Raw genomic sequence first — 19,234 nt, 5'->3', positions numbered from 1 at the left:
CGAGCACCGCAGTAGCAACGAGCCCTGGCGGGCGAAGGCACTCCGACTACTCCCCTCAGACTGTGACTTTCGCCGCTCCAGCCCATTATTCGGGGCACTTGCGCCCATCCGAGTGGTGTTCATCTGAAGATCGCCGCGCCACAAGCGAGCGTCCCCCACTCAAGAGCGCACATACACATCATGAGGAAAGTACGCAAATCGAACCAACCCGAAAGTGAGGGAACATGGCCAGGAACAAGGTCATGACGCTGTGGACCGCCCTGATCACAGCCGTCTTCGCAGTGCTCGCCACCCTGGGACTCTCCACCACGGCCGCCGCGGCCACCCCCGTACAGCAGGCCGAGAAGGCGCGCAACAGCGCGGAGACCACCGAGCCGTGCCTGGCGGCGGCGCCGCTGCCGGCCCGCTACGACACATCGCTGCCACCCACGATGAAGCAGCGGATCCGCGCCGAGGCCCACGGTTCCTCGCCGAGCTGCCGCCACCGCCCCTCGGCACCCGCCACGACGACGGAACAGGCCGACGCACCGGTTGCAGCCCTCACCACCGAATCCCCGGACCCCACGGCGCACCGGCCCCACATCCCCGCGCAGCACGGCCCGTCACAGCACAGCCCGTCGCACCGCCCCCACAGCCACCAGGGCCCGGCACAGCACGGCACCCCGCACCAGGGCCGCCCCGCACACCACACCCATGCGCGCCACGCCTACGCGAACTGACCGCACCGGCGCCCCCGGCACCACGGCCGACCAGAGCGCCCACCGCAGAGCAGGCCCGTCAAGACCCGGCCCAGCCCAGCAAAACCAGCTCCCTCAGCAGAACAAGCCCCACCAGAACCATCAGAACCACCGGATACACCCGCAACGCCCAGCTACACGAGCTGCACCATCCGCACCAGGAACAACCACCAGGAACAACCGGCAGTCCGGCCCCATCCGGTACGCCGGTCGCACCCGATGCACCAAGCAGCACCCCAGCACCACGGGCGCCACAACGCCCCGCACCCCAACACGTACCGCCCGACGACGCACCGCAAGACGGCCGAGCACGGCACGCCCCACCCCCACACACGCCCAGCCCCACACCGTAGCGACGCGACCACACGACGACGCGGCCCCGCAGCAGCGCACACCGCCCCACGGCGGAAAGCCACTGCCCCAACCGCAGCGTCGCGTGCCCCGACGCGACGGCCGGAACACCGCGGCCCCGGCAGTCCCTCCTGAGCCCCCGCGCGCCCCGGCGCCCCCACGCGCCCGCGCCCCTCAGGACGAGCGACACCGACCGCCCCGACGCCGGCCCGACCGCCCGGCCACCGATCCGGCCCCGGCTCCGACCAATGGCGTCGCGCGTGACTGAGTCTCAGTCCCCGGAAGAGCCGAAGAAGCCGACATGGGTGGGCCGACCATCGGCGTAGAGGACCACGTAGAAGCCCGTCCAGCGCACCCGGTGTTCACCGAGCAGCGTGCTGTCCTCGTCCCCAGGCCGTCTCGTGCGCATGGCCTCGAACGACCGAGCCATCGCGTCTTCGTACTGCCGCACGGTGGGACGGTCCGTGCCGAAGTGGTCCACAAGCCGGTCGGCGGGCAGCGGGCGCAGCGTGAAGTAGTCGGCCTCGTCGTGCTCCTGAGGCGGATTGCTCGTTTCGACCATGCGCCGCACGTCGAGAATCGAGTGAGTGCCTTCCTCGCCCATGAATTCCTCGTCGGCGTACAGCTCGTGCAGGCTCTCGTACTCTTCGCCGTCGCCGTACAGCTCCTGAAACACCTCGTCGTGCAAGGCCTCCAGTGTCGCTCCGACGCTTTCTCGGTAGGGAGTGACGTAGTCCCACCCGCTGGCCCCCATGGCTTACCCCTGTTCTGTAGCTGCCGCGCCAATGGGGCCTCAAGGTAGCGCCGGGCACCGACAGCCGATCAGCGACGCGAACACCCCACGTCAGCCGTAAACACCGGCCGCAGACGCCAAAGACCCCCAACCACAACTGGTTGGGGGTCTTCGTACTGGTGGGGCTAACAGGATTTGAACCTGTGGCCTCATCCTTATCAGGGATGCGCTCTAACCAACTGAGCTATAGCCCCGCCGCGCTGCGCGCTGACCTCTGAAGATTAGCGCACGACGCGGTCAGTCCCAAAATCGGTATCCGGGGTCCGTACGGGCCGAAAACCGACCGCCCCGCATCGCGCCTCGCATGCCGCCCAGCATCCCGCTGCGCGTCCCCTACTCGTCCTCCGCCAACGTCAGCTCCACGCCGCCCACGAACCCGGCGGACAGGTTGTAGATGAAGGCGCCGAGCGTCGCGAGCGCCGTGGCGAGGACCACGTCGATGACGGCGATGATGCCCGTGAACATCAGCACACGCGGCAGCGACAGGAACGACTGAAGGTCGAATCCGTTGGACTCGTTCGAGCCGGTGGCCTCGGAGATCGTGCCGCCGACCGTCGAGAAGACGCCCATCGCGTCCATGACCATCCACAGCACGGCAGCGGCGATGACCGTGCAGATGCCGAGCGCGATGGAGAGCAGGAAGCTCACCTTCATCACGGACCACGGGTCGGCCTTCGCCACCCGCAGCCGTGCCTTCCTCGTACGGGGCGTGGTCCGCGCCCCGGTCCGCGGCCGGCGTGTCCCGCCCGCCGGACCCGCCGGAGGCGTCTGGTACGCCTGCGGCGGGTGGTAGGGCTGCCCGGCGTGCTGCTGGGGCTCGCGCTCCCCCGGCAGGGTGCTGCCGCCGCCTGCCGGGCCGCCCGCATACCCCTCGTACGGGGCCTGGGGCCCTCGGGTGTCCGTCACAGTTCCCCCCTGGGATCCATGAGAGTCATGGGAGGCAGAAGAGTCAGTGGCGGGGCCACGGCCGCCGTCCGCTCCGGTTCCATTCGCTCCGGCGCCCGTGGCTCCGCTCACGACTCACTCCTCGCGCTACTCGGCCGTGGACTCCGTGCCCTCGTCCGTACCGGTGACCGTCTCGCCGTCGGCCGATTCGTCGACAGTGTCCCCGTCGACTTCCTCGGCCTCACGGCCGGCCTCGGCGTTACGCGCGATACCGACCACGGCATCGCGCTTGCCCAGGTTGATCAGTTGAACGCCCATGGTGTCACGGCCCGTCTCCCTGACCTCGTTGACTCGCGTACGAATCACACCACCGCCGAGGGTGATGGCCAGGATCTCATCCGTCTCCTCGACCACCAGCGCCCCGACCAGCGAGCCGCGGTCCTCCACGATCTTGGCGGCCTTGATACCGAGGCCACCGCGGCCCTGGACGCGGTACTCGTCGACGGGGGTCCGCTTGGCGTACCCGCCGTCGGTGGCGGTGAACACGAACGTACCTGGCCGGACGACATTCATCGAGAGCAGTTCGTCGCCCTCGCGGAAGCTCATCCCCTTGACGCCCGAGGTGGCGCGGCCCATCGGGCGGAGCGCTTCGTCCGTCGCGGTGAACCTGATGGATTGCGCCTTCTTGCTGATGAGGAGCAGATCGTCGTCCGACGAGACCAGTTCGGCGCCGATCAGCTCGTCGTCCGCGCCGGCCTCGGTCTCCCGCAGGTTGATCGCGATCACACCGCCGGAGCGGGGCGAATCGTAATCCTTCAGTGAGGTCTTCTTGACCAGGCCCGCCTTGGTCGCGAGGACCAGGTAGGGCGCGGCGTCGTAGTCCCTGATGGCGAGGATCTCGGCGATGGCCTCGTCCGGCTGGAAGGCGAGGAGGTTCGCGACGTGCTGCCCGCGCGCGTCCCGGCCGGCGTCCGGCAGTTCGTACGCCTTCGCGCGGTAGACGCGTCCCTTGTTGGTGAAGAACAGCAACCAGTGGTGCGTCGTCGACACGAAGAAGTGGTCGACGATGTCGTCTTCCTTGAGCTTCGTGCCGCGTACGCCCTTGCCGCCGCGCTTCTGGGAGCGGTAGTCCTCCGTCTTGGTGCGCTTGACGTAGCCCCCGCGCGTGATGGTGACGACGATGTCCTCTTCGGCGATGAGGTCCTCGATGGACATGTCGCCGTCGAAGGGAACGAGTTTGGAACGGCGGTCGTCGGCGTACTTCTCGACGATCGCGGCCAGTTCCTCGCTGATGATGCCGCGCTGGCGGACCGGCGAGGCGAGGATCGCGTTGTACTCGGTGATCTTCTGCTGGAGTTCGTCGTGCTCCTGGACGATCTTCTGGCGCTCCAGGGCGGCCAGTCGGCGCAGCTGCATCTCCAGGATCGCGTTTGCCTGGATCTCGTCGATCTCCAGGAGGCCCATCAGGCCCGTCCGTGCGATCTCCACGGTGTCGCTGCGCCGGATCAGCGCGATGACCTCGTCGATGGCGTCCAGGGCCTTCAGGAGGCCGCGCAGGATGTGCGCGCGCTCCTCGGCCTTGCGCAGCCGGAACTTCGTCCGCCGGACGATGACCTCGATCTGGTGGGCCACCCAGTGGCGGATGAACGCGTCGAGGGAGAGCGTGCGCGGCACTCCGTCGACGAGCGCCAGCATGTTGGCGCCGAAGTTCGTCTGGAGGTCGGTGTGCTTGTACAGGTTGTTCAGGACGACCTTGGCGACCGCGTCCCGCTTCAGGACGATGACGAGGCGCTGGCCCGTACGGGAGCTGGTCTCGTCGCGGACGTCGGCGATGCCGCCGACCTTGCCGTCCTTGACCAGGTCGGCGATCTTCTGCGCGAGGTTGTCCGGGTTGACCTGGTAGGGCAGCTCGGTGACGACCAGGCACTGGCGGTTCTGGATCTCCTCGACCTCGACCACCGCGCGCATGGTGATCGAGCCGCGGCCCGTGCGGTACGCCTCCTCGATGCCCTTGCGGCCGACGACGAGGGCGCCGGACGGGAAGTCGGGGCCCTTGATGCGCTCGATGAGGGCGTCGAGCAGCTCCTCGTGCGAGGCGTCCGGGTGCTCCAGGTACCACTGGGCGCCGTCGGCGACCTCGCGGAGGTTGTGCGGCGGGATGTTGGTCGCCATGCCGACCGCGATACCGGCGGAGCCGTTGATCAGCAGGTTCGGGAACCGGGCCGGCAGGACGGTCGGCTCCTGGGAGCGGCCGTCGTAGTTGTCCGTGAAGTCGACGGTGTCCTCGTCGATGTCACGGACCATCTCCATGGACAGCGGCGCCATCTTGCACTCGGTGTAGCGCATGGCGGCGGCGGGGTCGTTGCCCGGGGAGCCGAAGTTGCCGTTGGAGTCCACCAGCGGCATCCGCATCGACCAGGGCTGCGCCAGCCGGACCAGCGCGTCGTAGATCGAGGAGTCGCCGTGCGGGTGGTAGTTGCCCATGACGTCGCCGACGACGCGGGCGCACTTGTAGAAGCCCTTCTCGGGCCGGTAGCCGCCGTCGTACATGGCGTACAGGACGCGGCGGTGGACGGGCTTGAGGCCGTCCCGTACGTCGGGCAGCGCGCGGGACACGATGACGGACATCGCGTAGTCGAGATACGAGCGCTGCATCTCCGTTTCGAGCCCGACGGGCTCGATGCGCACGTTCGACTCGGGCCCTTCGGGCACAGCGGGCACAGTGGGGGGGTTCTCGTCGGCCATTGCTGGTGAAGATCCTTTCTGCTGCGGTCAGCTGAGACCGACTCAGATGTCGAGGAAGCGGACATCCTTGGCATTGCGCTGGATGAACTGGCGGCGGGCCTCGACGTCCTCACCCATGAGGACCGAGAACAGGTCGTCGGCCTGGGCGGCGTCGTCCAGGGTGACCTGGCCGAGTACGCGGTGCTCGATGTCCATCGTGGTGATGCGCAGCTCCTCCGCGTTCATCTCGCCGAGGCCCTTGAAGCGCTGGATCGAGTCCTCCTTGACGCGCTTTCCGGCGCGGCGGCCCAGCTCGATCAGGGCGTCGCGCTCACGGTCCGAGTACGCGTACTCGAAGTCGTCGCGGCCCCACTTGATCTTGTAGAGCGGCGGGCGGGACAGGAAGACATGGCCGGCCTCGACCAGCGGACGCATGAAGCGGAACAGGAACGTCAGCAGCAGCGTGTTGATGTGCTGGCCGTCGACGTCGGCGTCCGCCATCAGGATGATCTTGTGATAGCGGAGCTTCTCGATGTCGAAGTCCTCGTGCACACCGGTGCCGAAGGCCGAGATCAGCGCCTGGATCTCCTGGTTGTGCAGGATCTTGTCGATCCGCGCCTTCTCGACGTTCAGGATCTTGCCGCGGATCGGCAGGATCGCCTGGTACATCGGGTCGCGTCCGGACTTCGCCGAGCCGCCGGCGGAGTCACCCTCGACGATGAAGATCTCGCACTTCGTCGGGTCGTTGGACTGGCAGTCCGACAGCTTGCCGGGCAGCGACGCGGTCTCCAGGAGGCCCTTGCGGCGGGTCAGGTCGCGCGCCTTGCGGGCCGCCACGCGCGCGGTGGCCGCCTGGATGGACTTGCGGATGATGTCCGCGGCCTCGTTCGGGTTGCGGTCCAGCCAGTCGTTGAGGTGCTCGTAGACCGCTTTCTGTACGAAAGTCTTCGCCTCGGTGTTGCCGAGCTTGGTCTTGGTCTGCCCCTCGAACTGCGGCTCGCTCAGCTTGACCGAGATGATCGCGGTCAGACCCTCGCGGATGTCGTCACCCGTGAGGTTGTCGTCCTTCTCGCGCAGCAGCTTCTTGTCGCGCGCGTATTTGTTGATGAGCGAGGTCAGCGCCGCACGGAAGCCCTCCTCGTGCGTACCGCCCTCGTGCGTGTGGATGATGTTGGCGAAGGAGTACACGCCCTCGCTGTATCCGCTGTTCCACTGCATGGCGACTTCGAGGGACAGGCTCTTGTCCTTGTCCTCCGCCTCAAGGTCGATGACGGTGGGGTGCACCACGTCTCCCTTGCGGGAGTTGAGGTACGTCACGTAGTCGACGATGCCGCCCTCGTAGTGGTACGTGACGGTCTTGACCTCGTCCTTCTCGTCCGCACCCGCCTCGTCGGCACCGGCCGTGGCCTTCGCCAGCTCGCGCTCGTCAGTGAGTTTGATCGTCAAACCCTTGTTGAGGAACGCCATCTCCTGGAAGCGCCGCGACAGCGTCTCGAAGGAGTACTCGGTGGTCTCGAAGACGTCCGGGTCGGCCCAGAAGGTGACCGACGTGCCGGTCTCGTCCGTGGCCTCGTGCCGCGCGAGCGGGGCCGTGGGGACGCCCAGCTTGTAGTCCTGCGTCCAGCGGTAGCCGTCGGTCCTGACATCGACGGCGACCTTGCTGGACAGCGCGTTCACGACGGAGACGCCCACGCCGTGCAGACCGCCGGAGACCGCGTAACCGCCGCCCCCGAACTTGCCGCCCGCGTGCAGCACCGTCAGCACGACCTCGACGGCGGGCTTGCCCTCGGACGGGACGATGCCCACCGGGATGCCCCGGCCGTTGTCGATCACGCGCACGCCGCCGTCGTGGAGGATCGTGACGTCGATCGTGTCCGCGTGGCCGGCCAGCGCCTCGTCGACGGAGTTGTCGACGACCTCCTGCACGAGGTGGTGCAGGCCGCGCTCGCCTGTCGAGCCGATGTACATACCGGGGCGCTTGCGGACCGCGTCCAGACCCTCAAGGACGGTGATGGCGCTGGCGTCGTACGAGGCGGTGACCTCGCCGTTCGAGGCGTGGGCCTCGCCGGTGGCGCCGGCGTCGGTGGACGGGATGTTCTCGTTGGGGTTGCCGGAATCGGCCACGAAGCGCCCTTTCTGGCACAGCACTAGCCGAATTCCCGGCGGGTGGCCGGAGCGGCTGCGGCGTGTTGCGGTGGTAAGCCTTGGTCAGCGTTGCTCGGTGCGTCCCACAAGTGGGGCGGGATTAGCTTCCAGTCTACCGGTAGCGCCGACAGTGATGGGGGTTTGCCGGTACCTGAGTCCGCATGTGCCGCCCTGAACCGGTCTCCACCGACTCCCCATATGCGGCCCCGGGCCAAAAGAGGCTCACAGCGGCACTCAGCGCTTCGAGGTGTCAACCACGAGCGACCGTCGGGCCCGCTGTTCTCCGAACGGGCGAAACAGCAGCGAAAGGGCCGCACGCGGAGGGCGCGAACCCGGCGCGAGCAGGGCGGATGAGCAGGCAGGACACGGGACGGGAGCCGCCGGGCAGCGGGCGGGCGGGGACGGCGCGGTCATCCATAGGTGTCGCCGGGGCCCGTGCTGCCCGGGGCGCGCAAGGGGCCGAAGCGGCGTGGGGGGCCTCCGGGACCGAGCACCTTGAGCAGTTTCACCGTGCCGTGGCCCAGATCCTCGTTGAGCCGCGCGACGAGCTGCGGGGCGAGCAGCCGCAGCTGGGTCGCCCACGCCGTGGAGTCGCACTGCACGGTCAGGACCCGCTCGTCCTCGTCGTACTTCTGGGGGACGCAGTGCTTGGCGAGGTCGTCGCCGACGATCTGCGGCCAGCGGCCCATGACCCCGCCGACGGCGGCCGGGGCCTCCCAGCCGCGCTCGGTGATGAGCCGGTTGATCGCGGCGCCGAGCGCCATCGGGTCGCGGCCGTCGGCGCGCGCGCCGGAGCGAAGGCCACCCCTGCGCGCCTGCTTCTTCTGCGCCACCGCGTCCCCCCGCGCGCGTGCCTGCTCCTTCGCGGCCCGCAGGGCGACCCGCGCGAGATCGACACCGCTCGGCTCGGGAGGTGCGGAGGGCATGGACGGTGCGGAGGGTACGGAAGTTACGGAAGGTGTGGGTGGTACGGGACCGGGGGCGGGGCCACCGCCTCCACCGGGCGCTCCGAGGGGGCCGCCCGCATCGCCGGGCCGGATGTCCCGCGGCGCGCTCACACGCGCTCCACGGTGCCGTCGGAGACCGTGAACCGGGTCCCCGCGAGGACGCCCGGCACGTCGTCGTCGACCGCGGCCGTCACGAGCACCTGCTCGCCGGGCGCCACCAGCTCCGCGAGCCGCTCACGGCGGCGCGCGTCCAGTTCGGCGAAGACGTCGTCGAGGACGAGCACCGGTTCGTTCCCCTCGGCCCTCAGCAGGTCGTACGAGGCGAGCCGCAGCGCCAGCGCGTACGACCAGCACTCGCCGTGGCTCGCGTACCCCTTCGCCGGGAGCTGGCCCAGCTTCAGGAGCAGGTCGTCACGGTGCGGTCCGGCGAGCGTCACCCCGCGCTCGATCTCCTGCTTGCGGACCTCGGTGAGCGCGGCCAGGAGCTGGTCGTGCAGGCCCTCGCGGGTGTGGGCCTCGCCGGGCGCGGACGGCTTGTACTCCAGGGCCACGGGACCGCCGCCGGGCGCGAGCTGCTCGTACGCCTTGTCGGCGAGCGGTTGCAGCGCGGCGATCAGGTCGAGCCGCTGGGCGAGCAGTTCGGCGCCCACGCGCGCGAGGTGCTGGTCCCAGACGTCGAGCGTGGACAGGTCCATGGACCGTCCGCCGTGCCGCCGGGCGAGTGCGGCGGACTTCAGCAGGGTGTTGCGCTGTTTGAGGACCCGGTCGTAGTCGGAGCGGACGCCCGCCATGCGCGGGGAGCGCGCGGTGATCAGCTCGTCGAGGAAGCGGCGGCGCTCGCCCGGGTCGCCCTTGACCAGCGCCAGGTCCTCGGGCGCGAACAGGACCGTCCGCACTATCCCCAGCACATCCCGGGGTCTGACCTGCGACGACTTGTTGATACGGGCACGATTGGCGCGGCCCGGGTTGAGTTCCAGCTCCACGAGCTGCTGACGCTCGCCCTGCCGGACCGCGGCCCGGATGATCGCGCGCTCCGCGCCGACCCGGACGAGCGGGGCGTCGGACGAGACCCGGTGGCTGCCCAAGGACGCCAGATAGCCGACGGCCTCCACGAGGTTCGTCTTGCCCTGGCCGTTGGGCCCCACAAAGGCGGTGACGCCCGGATCGAGCGGAACCTCGACCCGGGCGTACGAGCGGAAGTCGGCCAGCGACAGATGCGTGACGTGCATGGTCGTTCGCCGACCTCCCCCTGGTGGTGTCAGTTCTTCTCGACCGCGTGGCCGCCGAACTGGTTGCGCAGCGCCGCGATCATCTTCATCTGCGGGGAGTCGTCCTGGCGCGAGGCGAACCGCGCGAACAGGGACGCCGTGATGGCCGGCAGCGGAACGGCGTTGTCGATGGCGGCCTCGACCGTCCACCGGCCCTCGCCGGAGTCCTCCGCGTACCCCTTGAGGTGGTCCAGGTGCTCGTCGTCGTCCAGCGCGTTGACCGCGAGGTCGAGCAGCCAGGAGCGGATGACGGTGCCTTCCTGCCAGGAGCGGAAGACCTCGCGCACATCGGTCACCGACTGGACGGCCTCCAGCAGCTCCCAGCCCTCGGCGTACGCCTGCATCATGGCGTACTCGATGCCGTTGTGGACCATCTTCGCGAAGTGGCCCGCGCCGACCTTGCCGGCGTGCACCGAGCCGAAGTCGCCCTCGGGCTTGAGGGCGTCGAAGACGGGCTGCACCTTCGCGACGTTCTCCTCGGAGCCGCCGTACATCAGCGCATAGCCGTTCTCCAGGCCCCAGATGCCGCCGGAGACGCCGCAGTCGACGAAGCCGATGCCCTTGAGGCCCAGCTCCACGGCGTGCTTCTCGTCGTCCGTCCAGCGGGAGTTGCCGCCGTCCACGACGACGTCACCGGCGTCCAGGAGCGCGGCGAGTTCGTCGATCGTGGCCTGGGTGGCGGCGCCCGCGGGCACCATCACCCACACCACGCGCGGGCCCTTGAGCTTGCTCACCAGCTCTTCCAGGCTGTGGACATCGGATACGTCCGGATTGCGGTCGTATCCGATCACGGTGTGGCCCGCGCGGCGGATGCGCTCGCGCATGTTGCCGCCCATTTTGCCGAGGCCGACGAGACCCAGCTCCATCAGTGTTCCTTACCGTCGCGATGTGGCGTAGCGGGCACTTTCGTACCCTCGTCCGAGCCTACGCCCGCACCCTCACGCACACCTGTGGGCTCAGCCGCTCAGACGTACCCCCACCTGCGGACTCCCGCAGGCGCGGACTCAGCCCGACAGGCGCACCGGCATAATCAGGTACTTGTACGCGTCGTCCGCCTCGGCGTCCAGCGCGGGCCTGCCGCTGAGCAGCGCGGGCTTGGTCGACGTCGTGAACGACAGCTGGGCGACCGGGGAGTCGATCGCGCTGAGGCCGTCGAGCAGGAACGTCGGGTTGAAAGCGATCGAGATGTCGTCGCCCTCCAACTGGGCGTCGACCCTTTCCACAGCCTGTGCGTCGTCGCTGGAGCCGGCCTCCAGGATGAGCACGCCCTGCTCGAAGCTGAGCCGCACCGGGGTGTTCCGCTCGGCGACCAGCGCGACGCGCTTGACGGCCTCGACGAACGGGGCGGTCTCGATGACCGCGACCGAGTTGAACTCCGTCGGGAACAGCGTGCGGTACTTCGGCAGGTCGCCTTCGAGCAGCCGCGTCGTCGTCCGCCGTCCGGCGCCCTCGAAGCCGATCAGCCCCTCACCGGCACCGGAGCCCGACAGGGCGATGGTGACGCTGTCACCGCTCGTCAGGGCCTTGGCGGTGTCCAGGAGCGTCTTGGCGGGCACCAGGGCGACCGCGGAGGAGTCCGGGACCTCGGGCTTCCACAGGAACTCGCGGACCGCGAAGCGGTAGCGGTCGGTGGACGCCAGCGTGACGGTGTCGCCCTCGATCTCGATCCGCACACCGGTGAGCACCGGCAGGGTGTCGTCGCGCCCGGCGGCGATGGCGACCTGGGCGGCGGCCGATGCGAAGACCTCGCCCGGGACGGTGCCCGTCGCGGACGGCATCTGCGGCAGCGCGGGGTACTCCTCCACAGGAAGTGTGTGGAGCGTGAACCGCGAGGAGCCGCAGACCACGGTCGCCCGTACACCGTCTGTGGAAATCTCCACCGGCCGGTTGGGGAGGGCGCGGCAGATGTCGGCGAGGAGGCGGCCGGAGACGAGGACGGTGCCGTCCTCCTCGACCTCCGCCTCGACGGACACGCGCGCGGAGACCTCGTAGTCGAAGCTGGACAGGCTCAGCGCGCCGTCCTCGGCCTTCAGCAGCAGGCCCGCGAGGACTGGCGCCGGCGGACGGGCCGGGAGGCTGCGCGCAGCCCAGGCCACTGCCTCCGCGAGTACGTCGCGTTCCACCCGGATCTTCACCGTAAGCCCGCCTCCTGCAGTTGCTGGCTGCTCTCGCCCTGCCTGCTTCGTCGTCTGACTCGGTGTCGCCGGACCCACGGATGGGAAGGACACCGGGGAACAGTCTGACGTACGCCACTGACAGTAGGTGCCCCTCGGGGTCAAGTCGTGCCGACCGGTCCTGTCGCTCCGGACCGCGAGTTGTGCACAGCCCCCACTTCGAAACCAATCTCCCCTTCTCTCCAGTTGGGAGTAGTAGTAGGGGCTGTGGATACCGTGGATAACCTAGTTTTCCCAGGTCAGAGGCGGTTTTTTGTCCACCGGTCCTGTGGGTGGAGGCGGTGGACAACCCGGCATCTCTGTGGACGGGGAAAAGTTCTGCACACCCGATGCACAGGCAGGGGCCACTTCTCCCCAGGGCCGTCCCCAGCTTTACCCACGTTCCCCACAGGCCAACCCGACACCTTGGTGTGACGCCTTTCACTCGACTCGGTGAGAGAGCGCGTTGCGTTGCCGAACAGTGGACAGAGGTGTGGAGAAGCCGTCCGAAGCTGGGGACAACCGGCCGCTGCCTGTGGGCGGGCGGTGGACAACGTCCGGGGCGCCCTGTGGACGGCCGCGTCGTCCACAGTCTGTGGAGAGGGGTTGTCCACGAATCCACAGCCACCTGACCTGCGCCGACCACTCCCCGGCCGCTCCGCCTGTGGACGCGGTCTGGACAACTTCCCGGTCCCCAGGGTGTGGACGCGAGAAAGTCCGCAGATCTGTGGAGAACGGGCACATCGGGACAGGTAATCGAACAGCGGGTGACGCGCGCACGACGAAGGGCGCCTCGGGAGGTGGTCTCCCGGGGCGCCCTTCGGCTGCCGTTTCGGCTGTCTCGGCGGTGTCAGCCGTTCTTGATGCGGTTGGTCAGCTCGGTGACCTGGTTGTAGATGGAGCGCCGCTCGGCCATCAGCGCCCGGATCTTGCGGTCCGCGTGCATCACGGTCGTGTGGTCGCGCCCGCCGAACTGCGCGCCGATCTTCGGCAGGGAGAGATCCGTCAGCTCACGGCACAGATACATCGCGATCTGCCGCGCTGTCACCAGCACCCGGCTGCGCGAGGACCCGCACAGGTCGTCCACCGTCTGCCCGAAGTAGTCCGAGGTCGCGGCCATGATCGCCGCCGCCGTGATCTCGGGCGCCGAGTCCTCGCCGCCCGGGATCAGGTCCTTGAGGACGATCTCCGTCAGGCCCAGGTCCACCGGCTGCCGGTTCAGCGAGGCGAAGGCCGTCACCCGGATCAGCGCGCCCTCCAGCTCCCGGATGTTGCGCGAGATACGGGACGCGATGAACTCCAGCACCTCCGGCGGTGCGTTGAGCTGCTCCTGCACCGCCTTTTTGCGGAGAATCGCGATACGCGTCTCCAGCTCGGGCGGCTGCACATCGGTGATCAGGCCCCACTCGAACCGGTTGCGCAGCCGGTCCTCCAGCGTGACCAACTGCTTCGGCGGCCGGTCCGAGGACAGCACGATCTGCTTGTTCGCGTTGTGGAGCGTATTGAACGTGTGGAAGAACTCCTCCTGCGTCGACTCCTTGTCCGCCAGGAACTGGATGTCGTCGACCAACAGGATGTCCATCTCGCGGTAACGCTTGCGGAAGTTGTCGCCCTTGCCGTCACGGATGGAGTTGATGAACTCGTTGGTGAACTCCTCGGAGCTGACGTACCGCACGCGGGTGCCCGGGTACAGGCTGCGCGCGTAGTGCCCGATCGCGTGCAGGAGATGCGTCTTCCCGAGCCCCGACTCCCCGTAGATGAAGAGCGGGTTGTACGCCTTGGCCGGCGCCTCGGCGACGGCGACCGCGGCGGCGTGCGCGAAGCGGTTCGACGCGCCGATGACGAACGTGTCGAACAGGTATTTGGGGTTCAGCCGGGCGGTGGGCTCACCGGGCCGGGTCGCGGGCGCGGGCTGGGCGGCCAGCGGACCGGGAGCACCGCTCGACGAGGGCTGTACGGACCCCGGGGGGCCACCGTGCACACCATGGGGACCGCGCGGACCCCCACCGCCGTGCGAACCGGGACCGTGGGAGCCGCGCCCGCCGGGCCCGGACTGCGGGTCGGACAGCTCACGCCGGTCCCCGAGGTCCCGCCGCTCGTTCAGATCGCGTCGCTCGGTCCGCTGCTCGTACTCCGCACGTGCCTGTTCGTACGGTGTGCGCTCCCCCTCGTAGGCCGGGCGCTCCCCTTCGTACGGCGGTCGCTCGGACTCGTACGGCGCGCGCTCGGACTCGTACGCCCCCCGCTCCGCGTCGTACGGCGACCGCTCCGAGTCGTAGCCGGAGCGGTCCGGGGACGGCGAGCGGTAGTCGCGCCGGCCCTGCTGGCCCGGGTTCGCGTACGGATCCCGCTCGGGGAAGCCGAGGCGTGGCTGCTGCCAGCTGTACTCGTCCTGTGCGCGCGGCCAGGCACCGGGCTCCGCGCGCTGGTAGTCGGGGTACGCCGGGCGCGCGGTCGGCAACTGGTCGCCGCGTCCGCCCGGGTGCTCGTCGGTGGGACGGCGGCCGTAACCGTCGTACGTGTCACGGGCGTCGCGGCCGTCACGTGTGTCACGGCCGTCACGGGTGTCGCGCCCCTGGCCGGAGGCGGGCGGCAGCTCCGGCTCCTCGTAACGCTGCTGCGGGAGCGGCGCGGGGGCCGGGCCGGGCTCCGCGCCCGCCGAGTCGTCGACGGTGATCGCGATCCGGATCGGGCGCCCGCACTCACGGGTCAGCGACTCGCTGACGATCGGCGCGAGCCGGCCCTCCAGGACTCCCTTGGCGAATTCGTTCGGCACGGCGAGCAGGGCCGTGTCCGCGACCAGCGCCAGCGGCTGGCAGCGCTTGATCCAGTGTTCGTCCTTCGCCTCGACGCCCTGTCCGCGGCCTTCACCGAGAAGCTGCTCCAGTACTCGTGGCCACACTGCGGCAAGATCGGCAGGTACGTCAGCCACAGGGCACGCTCTCTCGCAGGTCCCGCGAAGGTGTGGTTCTTGGGACGGGGTCGGAAAAACTTTCGAAGTGTCCGGGGAACGGATCGGGTGCTGCGGCGGTAAGGGAACGAATCGGAGTTCAGCCACGGTAGTCAGGGCGACGGGTGCGGTTCAAGTTGTTGTCCACAGGCTGTGCACAGTGTCTCCTACTCGCTGCCGGGGATCGCTGGTTTGACCGGATGGCGTAGCCCCGCGTACCGTGACCAGGTCGAGTTGTCGATGGCTGCTGCCGCCTGCCTCCGATGGGCATAGATCACACTGAGTGCTTTGATCACCCGGAGTGATCGGGAAAGCGGTGCACTCGGGCGTAATGCGAGCTACTCGTGGGCGCACGGTGACAGCCAGGCGGCACCCCGCCACCCACCAATTCATTTCTGGAGCCCCCGAGTGAGCAAGCGCACCTTCCAGCCGAACAACCGTCGCCGCGCCAAGACCCACGGCTTCCGGCTGCGTATGCGTACCCGTGCCGGCCGCGCGATTCTCGCGTCCCGCCGTGGCAAGGGTCGCGCCCGTCTGTCCGCCTGATCGCCGTCAGGTCATGTCGTCGTGCTGCCTACCGAGCATCGGCTGAGGCGGCGCGAGGACTTCGCGACCGCGGTACGTCGGGGGCGCCGGGCCGGACGCCCGCTCCTCGTCGTCCATCTACGTAACGGTGCCACCGACCCGCACGCGCCTGGGGAGAGCGTTCCCCCGTCGCGTGCGGGTTTCGTCGTGAGCAAGGCGGTGGGCGGAGCCGTCGTCCGCAACAAGGTGAAGCGCAGGCTTCGCCATCTGATGCGGGACCGGATCGCCCTGCTGCCCCCCGGTAGCCTGGTAGTCGTACGAGCGCTACCCCAAGCGGGTGGTGCCGACCACGCACAACTGGCCCAAGACCTGGACGCCGCCCTGAAGCGGCTGCTGGGAGGTGGCGCACGATGAAGTACCCCCTGCTGGCACTGATCAAGCTCTACCAGTGGACGATCAGTCCGCTGCTCGGGCCGGTGTGCAAGTACTACCCGTCGTGCTCCCACTACGGATACCAGGCCATCGACCGGCATGGCGCGGTCAAGGGCACCGCGCTGACCGCCTGGCGCATTCTGCGGTGCAACCCGTGGTCGCTCGGCGGAGTCGACCATGTTCCGCCGCGCAAGCGTCCGAGGTGGCACGAAATGCTGCGTGGTGCCTGGCGCGACCGCAAGGGCGGGCCTACCGCCGCCGGCGCTCCCTCCGGGGACAGCCTTCCTGACCCCGCGAGCCCTGCAGCCGAGACCCCGTCCCATGCCCAAGGAGCCTGATTAGTGGACACGATTGCCAGTCTGTTCAGCTTCATCACCACACCCGTCTCATGGGTCATCGTCCAGTTCCACTCGCTGTTCGGTGCGGTCTTCGGCCCTGACACGGGGTGGGCCTGGGGCCTGTCCATCGTGTCCCTGGTGATCCTGATCCGTATCTGTCTGATCCCGCTCTTCGTGAAGCAGATCAAGGCGACGCGGGCGATGCAGACGCTCCAGCCCGAGATGAAGAAGATCCAGGAGCGCTACAAGAACGACAAACAGCGTCAGTCCGAAGAGATGATGAAGCTGTACAAGGAGTCGGGCACCAACCCGCTCTCCTCGTGCCTTCCCATCCTGGCGCAGTCCCCGTTCTTCTTCGCCCTGTACCACGTGCTCAGCGGCATCGCCTCGGGCAAGACGATCGGCGTCATCGACCAGCCGCTCCTGGAGAGCGCGCAGAAGGCGCACATCTTCGGCGCCCCGCTCGCCGCGAAGTTCATGGACAGCCAGGACAAGGTCGCCGCCCTGGGCGCCACGCTCATGGACGTCCGCGTGGTCACCGCGATCATGATCGTCCTGATGTCGTTCTCGCAGTTCTACACGCAGCGCCAGCTGATGACGAAGAACGTCGACACCACGGTCAAGACGCCGTTCATGCAGCAGCAGAAGATGCTGATGTACGTCTTCCCCGTCATCTTCGCCGTCTTCGGCATCAACTTCCCCGTCGGTGTCCTCGTCTACTGGCTGACCACCAACGTGTGGACCATGGGCCAGCAGATGTACGTGATCCACCAGAACCCGACGCCGGGCAGCAAGGCGCAGGCCGCGTTCCTGGACCGGCTGCTGAAGCACGTCGCGCACAGCAAGAAGGTCCGCAAGCGCAGCCAGCGCGCCGCGATCAAGGCCATCGTCGCCAAGGGCCGCGACCGCAACGAGTTCGAGCGCAAGTTCATCAACGGTCTCGGCAAGGCGGGCCTCGCCGCCCAGACCGACGGCAGCGTGGCGGTCGGGGAGAGCGCCGTGGCCACCGATACCGAGGACGGCACGCCGGGCTCCGGTGGCGGTGCCGCACCCAAGCGCCAGCAGCCCAAGCGGCAGTCGAAGTCCCAGCGCCAGGCCGCGCCGCCGACCGGCAAGACGCCCGAAGGCCCCGCACCCGCCCGCTCCGCCGCCTCGTCGGGGAAGACGTCCCTGTCCAAGTCCGACGAGCCGGAGGACGCCCCGCCCACGGCCAAGCCGGCGGGCGCGAAGCCGGCGTCCAGCGGTACCCGCAGCCAAGCCAAGACCGGGCAGCGCAAGGGCCAGCAGCGCCCCAAGCACCCGTCCAAGAAGTAAAGAAGGAGCCCATCCCGTGACGGAAGGCACCACCTCCGCCTCAGCCGAGGGCAGCGACACCCTGAGCCGCCTGGAGCAGGAGGGCGAGATCGCGGCGGACTACCTTGAGGGCCTGCTGGACATCGCCGACCTGGACGGCGACATCGACATGGACGTCGAGGCCGACCGCGCCGCCGTGTCGATCATCAGCGACTCGGGTGGCCGCGACCTCCAGAAGCTCGTGGGCCGGGACGGCGAGGTCCTGGAGGCGCTCCAGGAGCTGACCCGGCTCGCCGTGCACCGCGAGACCGGCGACCGCAGCCGGCTGATGCTCGACATCGCCGGCTACCGCGCCAAGAAGCGTGAAGAGCTGTCGGAGCTGGGCGTCAAGGCAGCCGCCGATGTGAAGAACACCGGCGAGCCCGTGAAGCTCCAGCCCATGACACCCTTCGAGCGCAAGGTCGTGCACGACGCGGTCAAGGCCGCCGGGCTGCGGAGCGAGTCCGAGGGCGAGGAGCCGGAGCGCTTCGTCGTCGTACTGCCCGCCTGACCCACCCGAGATGTCCCGGCCCCGTCTGTTCGCAGACGGGGCCGGTCTTTGTCAGCCTGATAGTCAGCACCCCGTGTGAGGTGCGGTACGGAAGGACGGTCCCCGTGACGGAGGCAGCGGAACTCCCCCCGGCGCCGGAAGAGGCCCGGGAGGTATTCGGTGATCGCTTCGGCGACGCCGTCCGGTACGCGGAGCTGCTGGCCGACGCGGGCGTCCGGCGCGGTCTGATCGGCCCCCGAGAAGTACCCCGCCTCTGGGAGCGGCATCTGCTGAACTGTGCGGTGCTCTCGGACGTCGTGCCCGAAGGCGTCACCGTCTGCGATGTCGGGTCGGGCGCAGGACTCCCCGGAATCCCGCTCGCCCTGGTCCGCCCCGACCTGAAGATCACCCTCCTGGAACCGCTCCTGCGGCGCACCAACTTCCTCAACGAGGTGGTGGAGCTGCTGGGCCTCGACCATGTGACGGTGGTCCGTGGGCGGGCGGAGGAAGTCCTCGGCACGCTGACCCCGGTCCATGTGGTGACGGCCCGCGCCGTGGCGCCGCTGGACCGGCTCGCCGCCTGGGGCGTCCCCCTGCTGCGCCCGTACGGAGAGATGCTGGCGCTCAAGGGCGACACGGCCGAGGAAGAGGTCAAGGCGGCGAAGGCCGCCCTCAGCAAGCTCGGCGCGGTACGGACCTCCGTCCTCCATGTCGGCGAGGACATCGTCGACCCGCTGGCGACGGTCGTACGGGTCGAGGTCGGGGAGAGCCCGGGGGGAGTGCGCTTCGCGGCGAAGCGCGCCAAGGCCGCGAGCACGGGACGAGCGCGCCGACGCCGCTGAGGCGGGCGGTACCGGTGGTGGCCCGGCCGAGCGTGGCCCCCGGGTGAGGGTGGTGGGGCGGAGTGCGGTTCGGGGCTGAGGTGGTGGGGCGGGGTGCGGTTCGCGGCGGAGCGCTCAGCCGTCCTGACGACGAGCCGTACTCCACAGAAGCTGGCAAACGTACGCATCCCGGAGTGTCACGCCGAAACGGCGGTGGCGGCTAGGCATCGTGTTTCACGTGAAACGTCGCTCACTGCTGCAAGGCATCATCAGTCGCGGCCGGGCTGCGGCCGAACCCCGCGATCGCCGACCTCTGGGCCGCCTGGAGCCCCCCGCAGGGGGC

Annotated in this window: 16 protein-coding genes and 1 tRNA gene; 7 read left to right on the top strand and 10 right to left on the bottom strand. The window is 69.0% G+C overall.

The features are described from left to right. Positions 1-224: 224 nt before the first annotated feature. Positions 225-719 (top strand): DUF6344 domain-containing protein, encoded by a 495-nt coding sequence (locus ACIQNU_RS28855; RefSeq protein WP_401372017.1) that lies wholly within the window; start codon positions 225-227, stop codon positions 717-719. A 640-nt stretch (positions 720-1,359) separates the two neighbouring features. On the opposite strand, the gene ACIQNU_RS28850 is transcribed toward ACIQNU_RS28855, so the two are convergent. The 10 genes from ACIQNU_RS28850 to dnaA form a co-directional block, all read right to left on the bottom strand. Continuing rightward, the gene (locus ACIQNU_RS28850; RefSeq protein WP_401372015.1) at positions 1,360-1,776 is read right to left on the bottom strand and encodes a hypothetical protein; all 417 of its coding nucleotides are present in this window, start codon (positions 1,774-1,776) and stop codon (positions 1,360-1,362) included. 222 nt (positions 1,777-1,998) lie between these two features. After that, a tRNA-Ile gene (locus ACIQNU_RS28845) sits at positions 1,999-2,075 on the bottom strand. Between the two features lie 139 nt (positions 2,076-2,214). After that, a complete protein-coding gene (locus ACIQNU_RS28840; RefSeq protein ID WP_401372013.1) occupies positions 2,215-2,898 on the bottom strand; it encodes a DUF3566 domain-containing protein in 684 nt (227 codons plus the stop codon). Between the two features lie 15 nt (positions 2,899-2,913). Then, entirely contained in the window at positions 2,914-5,511 is a 2,598-nt protein-coding gene (gyrA, locus tag ACIQNU_RS28835) for a DNA gyrase subunit A (protein ID WP_401372011.1), read from the bottom strand. A 42-nt stretch (positions 5,512-5,553) separates the two neighbouring features. Further along, positions 5,554-7,614: a DNA topoisomerase (ATP-hydrolyzing) subunit B gene (gyrB, locus tag ACIQNU_RS28830; protein ID WP_401372009.1), complete on the bottom strand. Its 2,061-nt coding sequence runs from the start codon at positions 7,612-7,614 to the stop codon at positions 5,554-5,556. Positions 7,615-8,045: 431 nt separating this feature from the next. Then, a complete protein-coding gene (locus tag ACIQNU_RS28825) occupies positions 8,046-8,561 on the bottom strand; it encodes a DUF721 domain-containing protein (protein ID WP_401372007.1) in 516 nt (171 codons plus the stop codon). A 128-nt stretch (positions 8,562-8,689) separates the two neighbouring features. Next, positions 8,690-9,811, bottom strand: coding sequence for a DNA replication/repair protein RecF (recF, locus tag ACIQNU_RS28820; protein ID WP_401372005.1), 1,122 nt, complete (start codon positions 9,809-9,811; stop codon positions 8,690-8,692). 29 nt (positions 9,812-9,840) lie between these two features. Next, complete coding sequence (gnd, locus tag ACIQNU_RS28815) at positions 9,841-10,716, bottom strand: phosphogluconate dehydrogenase (NAD(+)-dependent, decarboxylating) (RefSeq protein ID WP_401372003.1); 876 nt, start codon at positions 10,714-10,716, stop codon at positions 9,841-9,843. A 138-nt stretch (positions 10,717-10,854) separates the two neighbouring features. Further along, positions 10,855-11,985 (bottom strand): DNA polymerase III subunit beta, encoded by a 1,131-nt coding sequence (gene dnaN / locus ACIQNU_RS28810; protein WP_401372001.1) that lies wholly within the window; start codon positions 11,983-11,985, stop codon positions 10,855-10,857. An 868-nt stretch (positions 11,986-12,853) separates the two neighbouring features. Beyond that, positions 12,854-14,935 carry a chromosomal replication initiator protein DnaA gene (gene dnaA, locus ACIQNU_RS28805; RefSeq protein WP_401372000.1) on the bottom strand — a complete coding sequence of 694 codons (2,082 nt, stop codon included), beginning with the start codon at positions 14,933-14,935 and terminating at the stop codon, positions 12,854-12,856. Positions 14,936-15,361: 426 nt separating this feature from the next. Between dnaA and rpmH the strand changes: the two genes are divergently transcribed. The 6 genes from rpmH (at position 15,362) to rsmG (ending at position 18,912) form a co-directional block, all read left to right on the top strand. Beyond that, a complete protein-coding gene (gene rpmH, locus ACIQNU_RS28800; RefSeq protein WP_003949374.1) occupies positions 15,362-15,499 on the top strand; it encodes a 50S ribosomal protein L34 in 138 nt (45 codons plus the stop codon). A gap of 21 nt (positions 15,500-15,520) precedes the next feature. Beyond that, positions 15,521-15,892, top strand: coding sequence for a ribonuclease P protein component (gene rnpA / locus ACIQNU_RS28795; RefSeq protein ID WP_401371998.1), 372 nt, complete (start codon positions 15,521-15,523; stop codon positions 15,890-15,892). Further along, positions 15,889-16,248, top strand: coding sequence for a membrane protein insertion efficiency factor YidD (yidD, locus tag ACIQNU_RS28790; protein ID WP_401371996.1), 360 nt, complete (start codon positions 15,889-15,891; stop codon positions 16,246-16,248). The genes rnpA and yidD overlap by 4 nt, the downstream gene beginning before the upstream one ends. A gap of 3 nt (positions 16,249-16,251) precedes the next feature. Beyond that, on the top strand, positions 16,252-17,562 hold the full coding sequence (gene yidC / locus ACIQNU_RS28785; protein ID WP_401371994.1) for a membrane protein insertase YidC: 1,311 nt from the start codon (positions 16,252-16,254) through the stop codon (positions 17,560-17,562). Between the two features lie 16 nt (positions 17,563-17,578). Then, positions 17,579-18,091, top strand: coding sequence for a protein jag (locus ACIQNU_RS28780; RefSeq protein ID WP_401371992.1), 513 nt, complete (start codon positions 17,579-17,581; stop codon positions 18,089-18,091). Positions 18,092-18,195: 104 nt separating this feature from the next. Then, the gene (gene rsmG / locus ACIQNU_RS28775; RefSeq protein ID WP_401371990.1) at positions 18,196-18,912 is read left to right on the top strand and encodes a 16S rRNA (guanine(527)-N(7))-methyltransferase RsmG; all 717 of its coding nucleotides are present in this window, start codon (positions 18,196-18,198) and stop codon (positions 18,910-18,912) included. Positions 18,913-19,234: the final 322 nt, after the last annotated feature.

This window comes from Streptomyces sp. NPDC091292 (assembly GCF_044757265.1).
Classification (GTDB): Bacteria; Actinomycetota; Actinomycetes; order Streptomycetales; family Streptomycetaceae; genus Streptomyces.
Note: the sequence above shows the minus strand (reverse complement) of the source record. Positions and strands in the feature narration are given on the sequence as shown.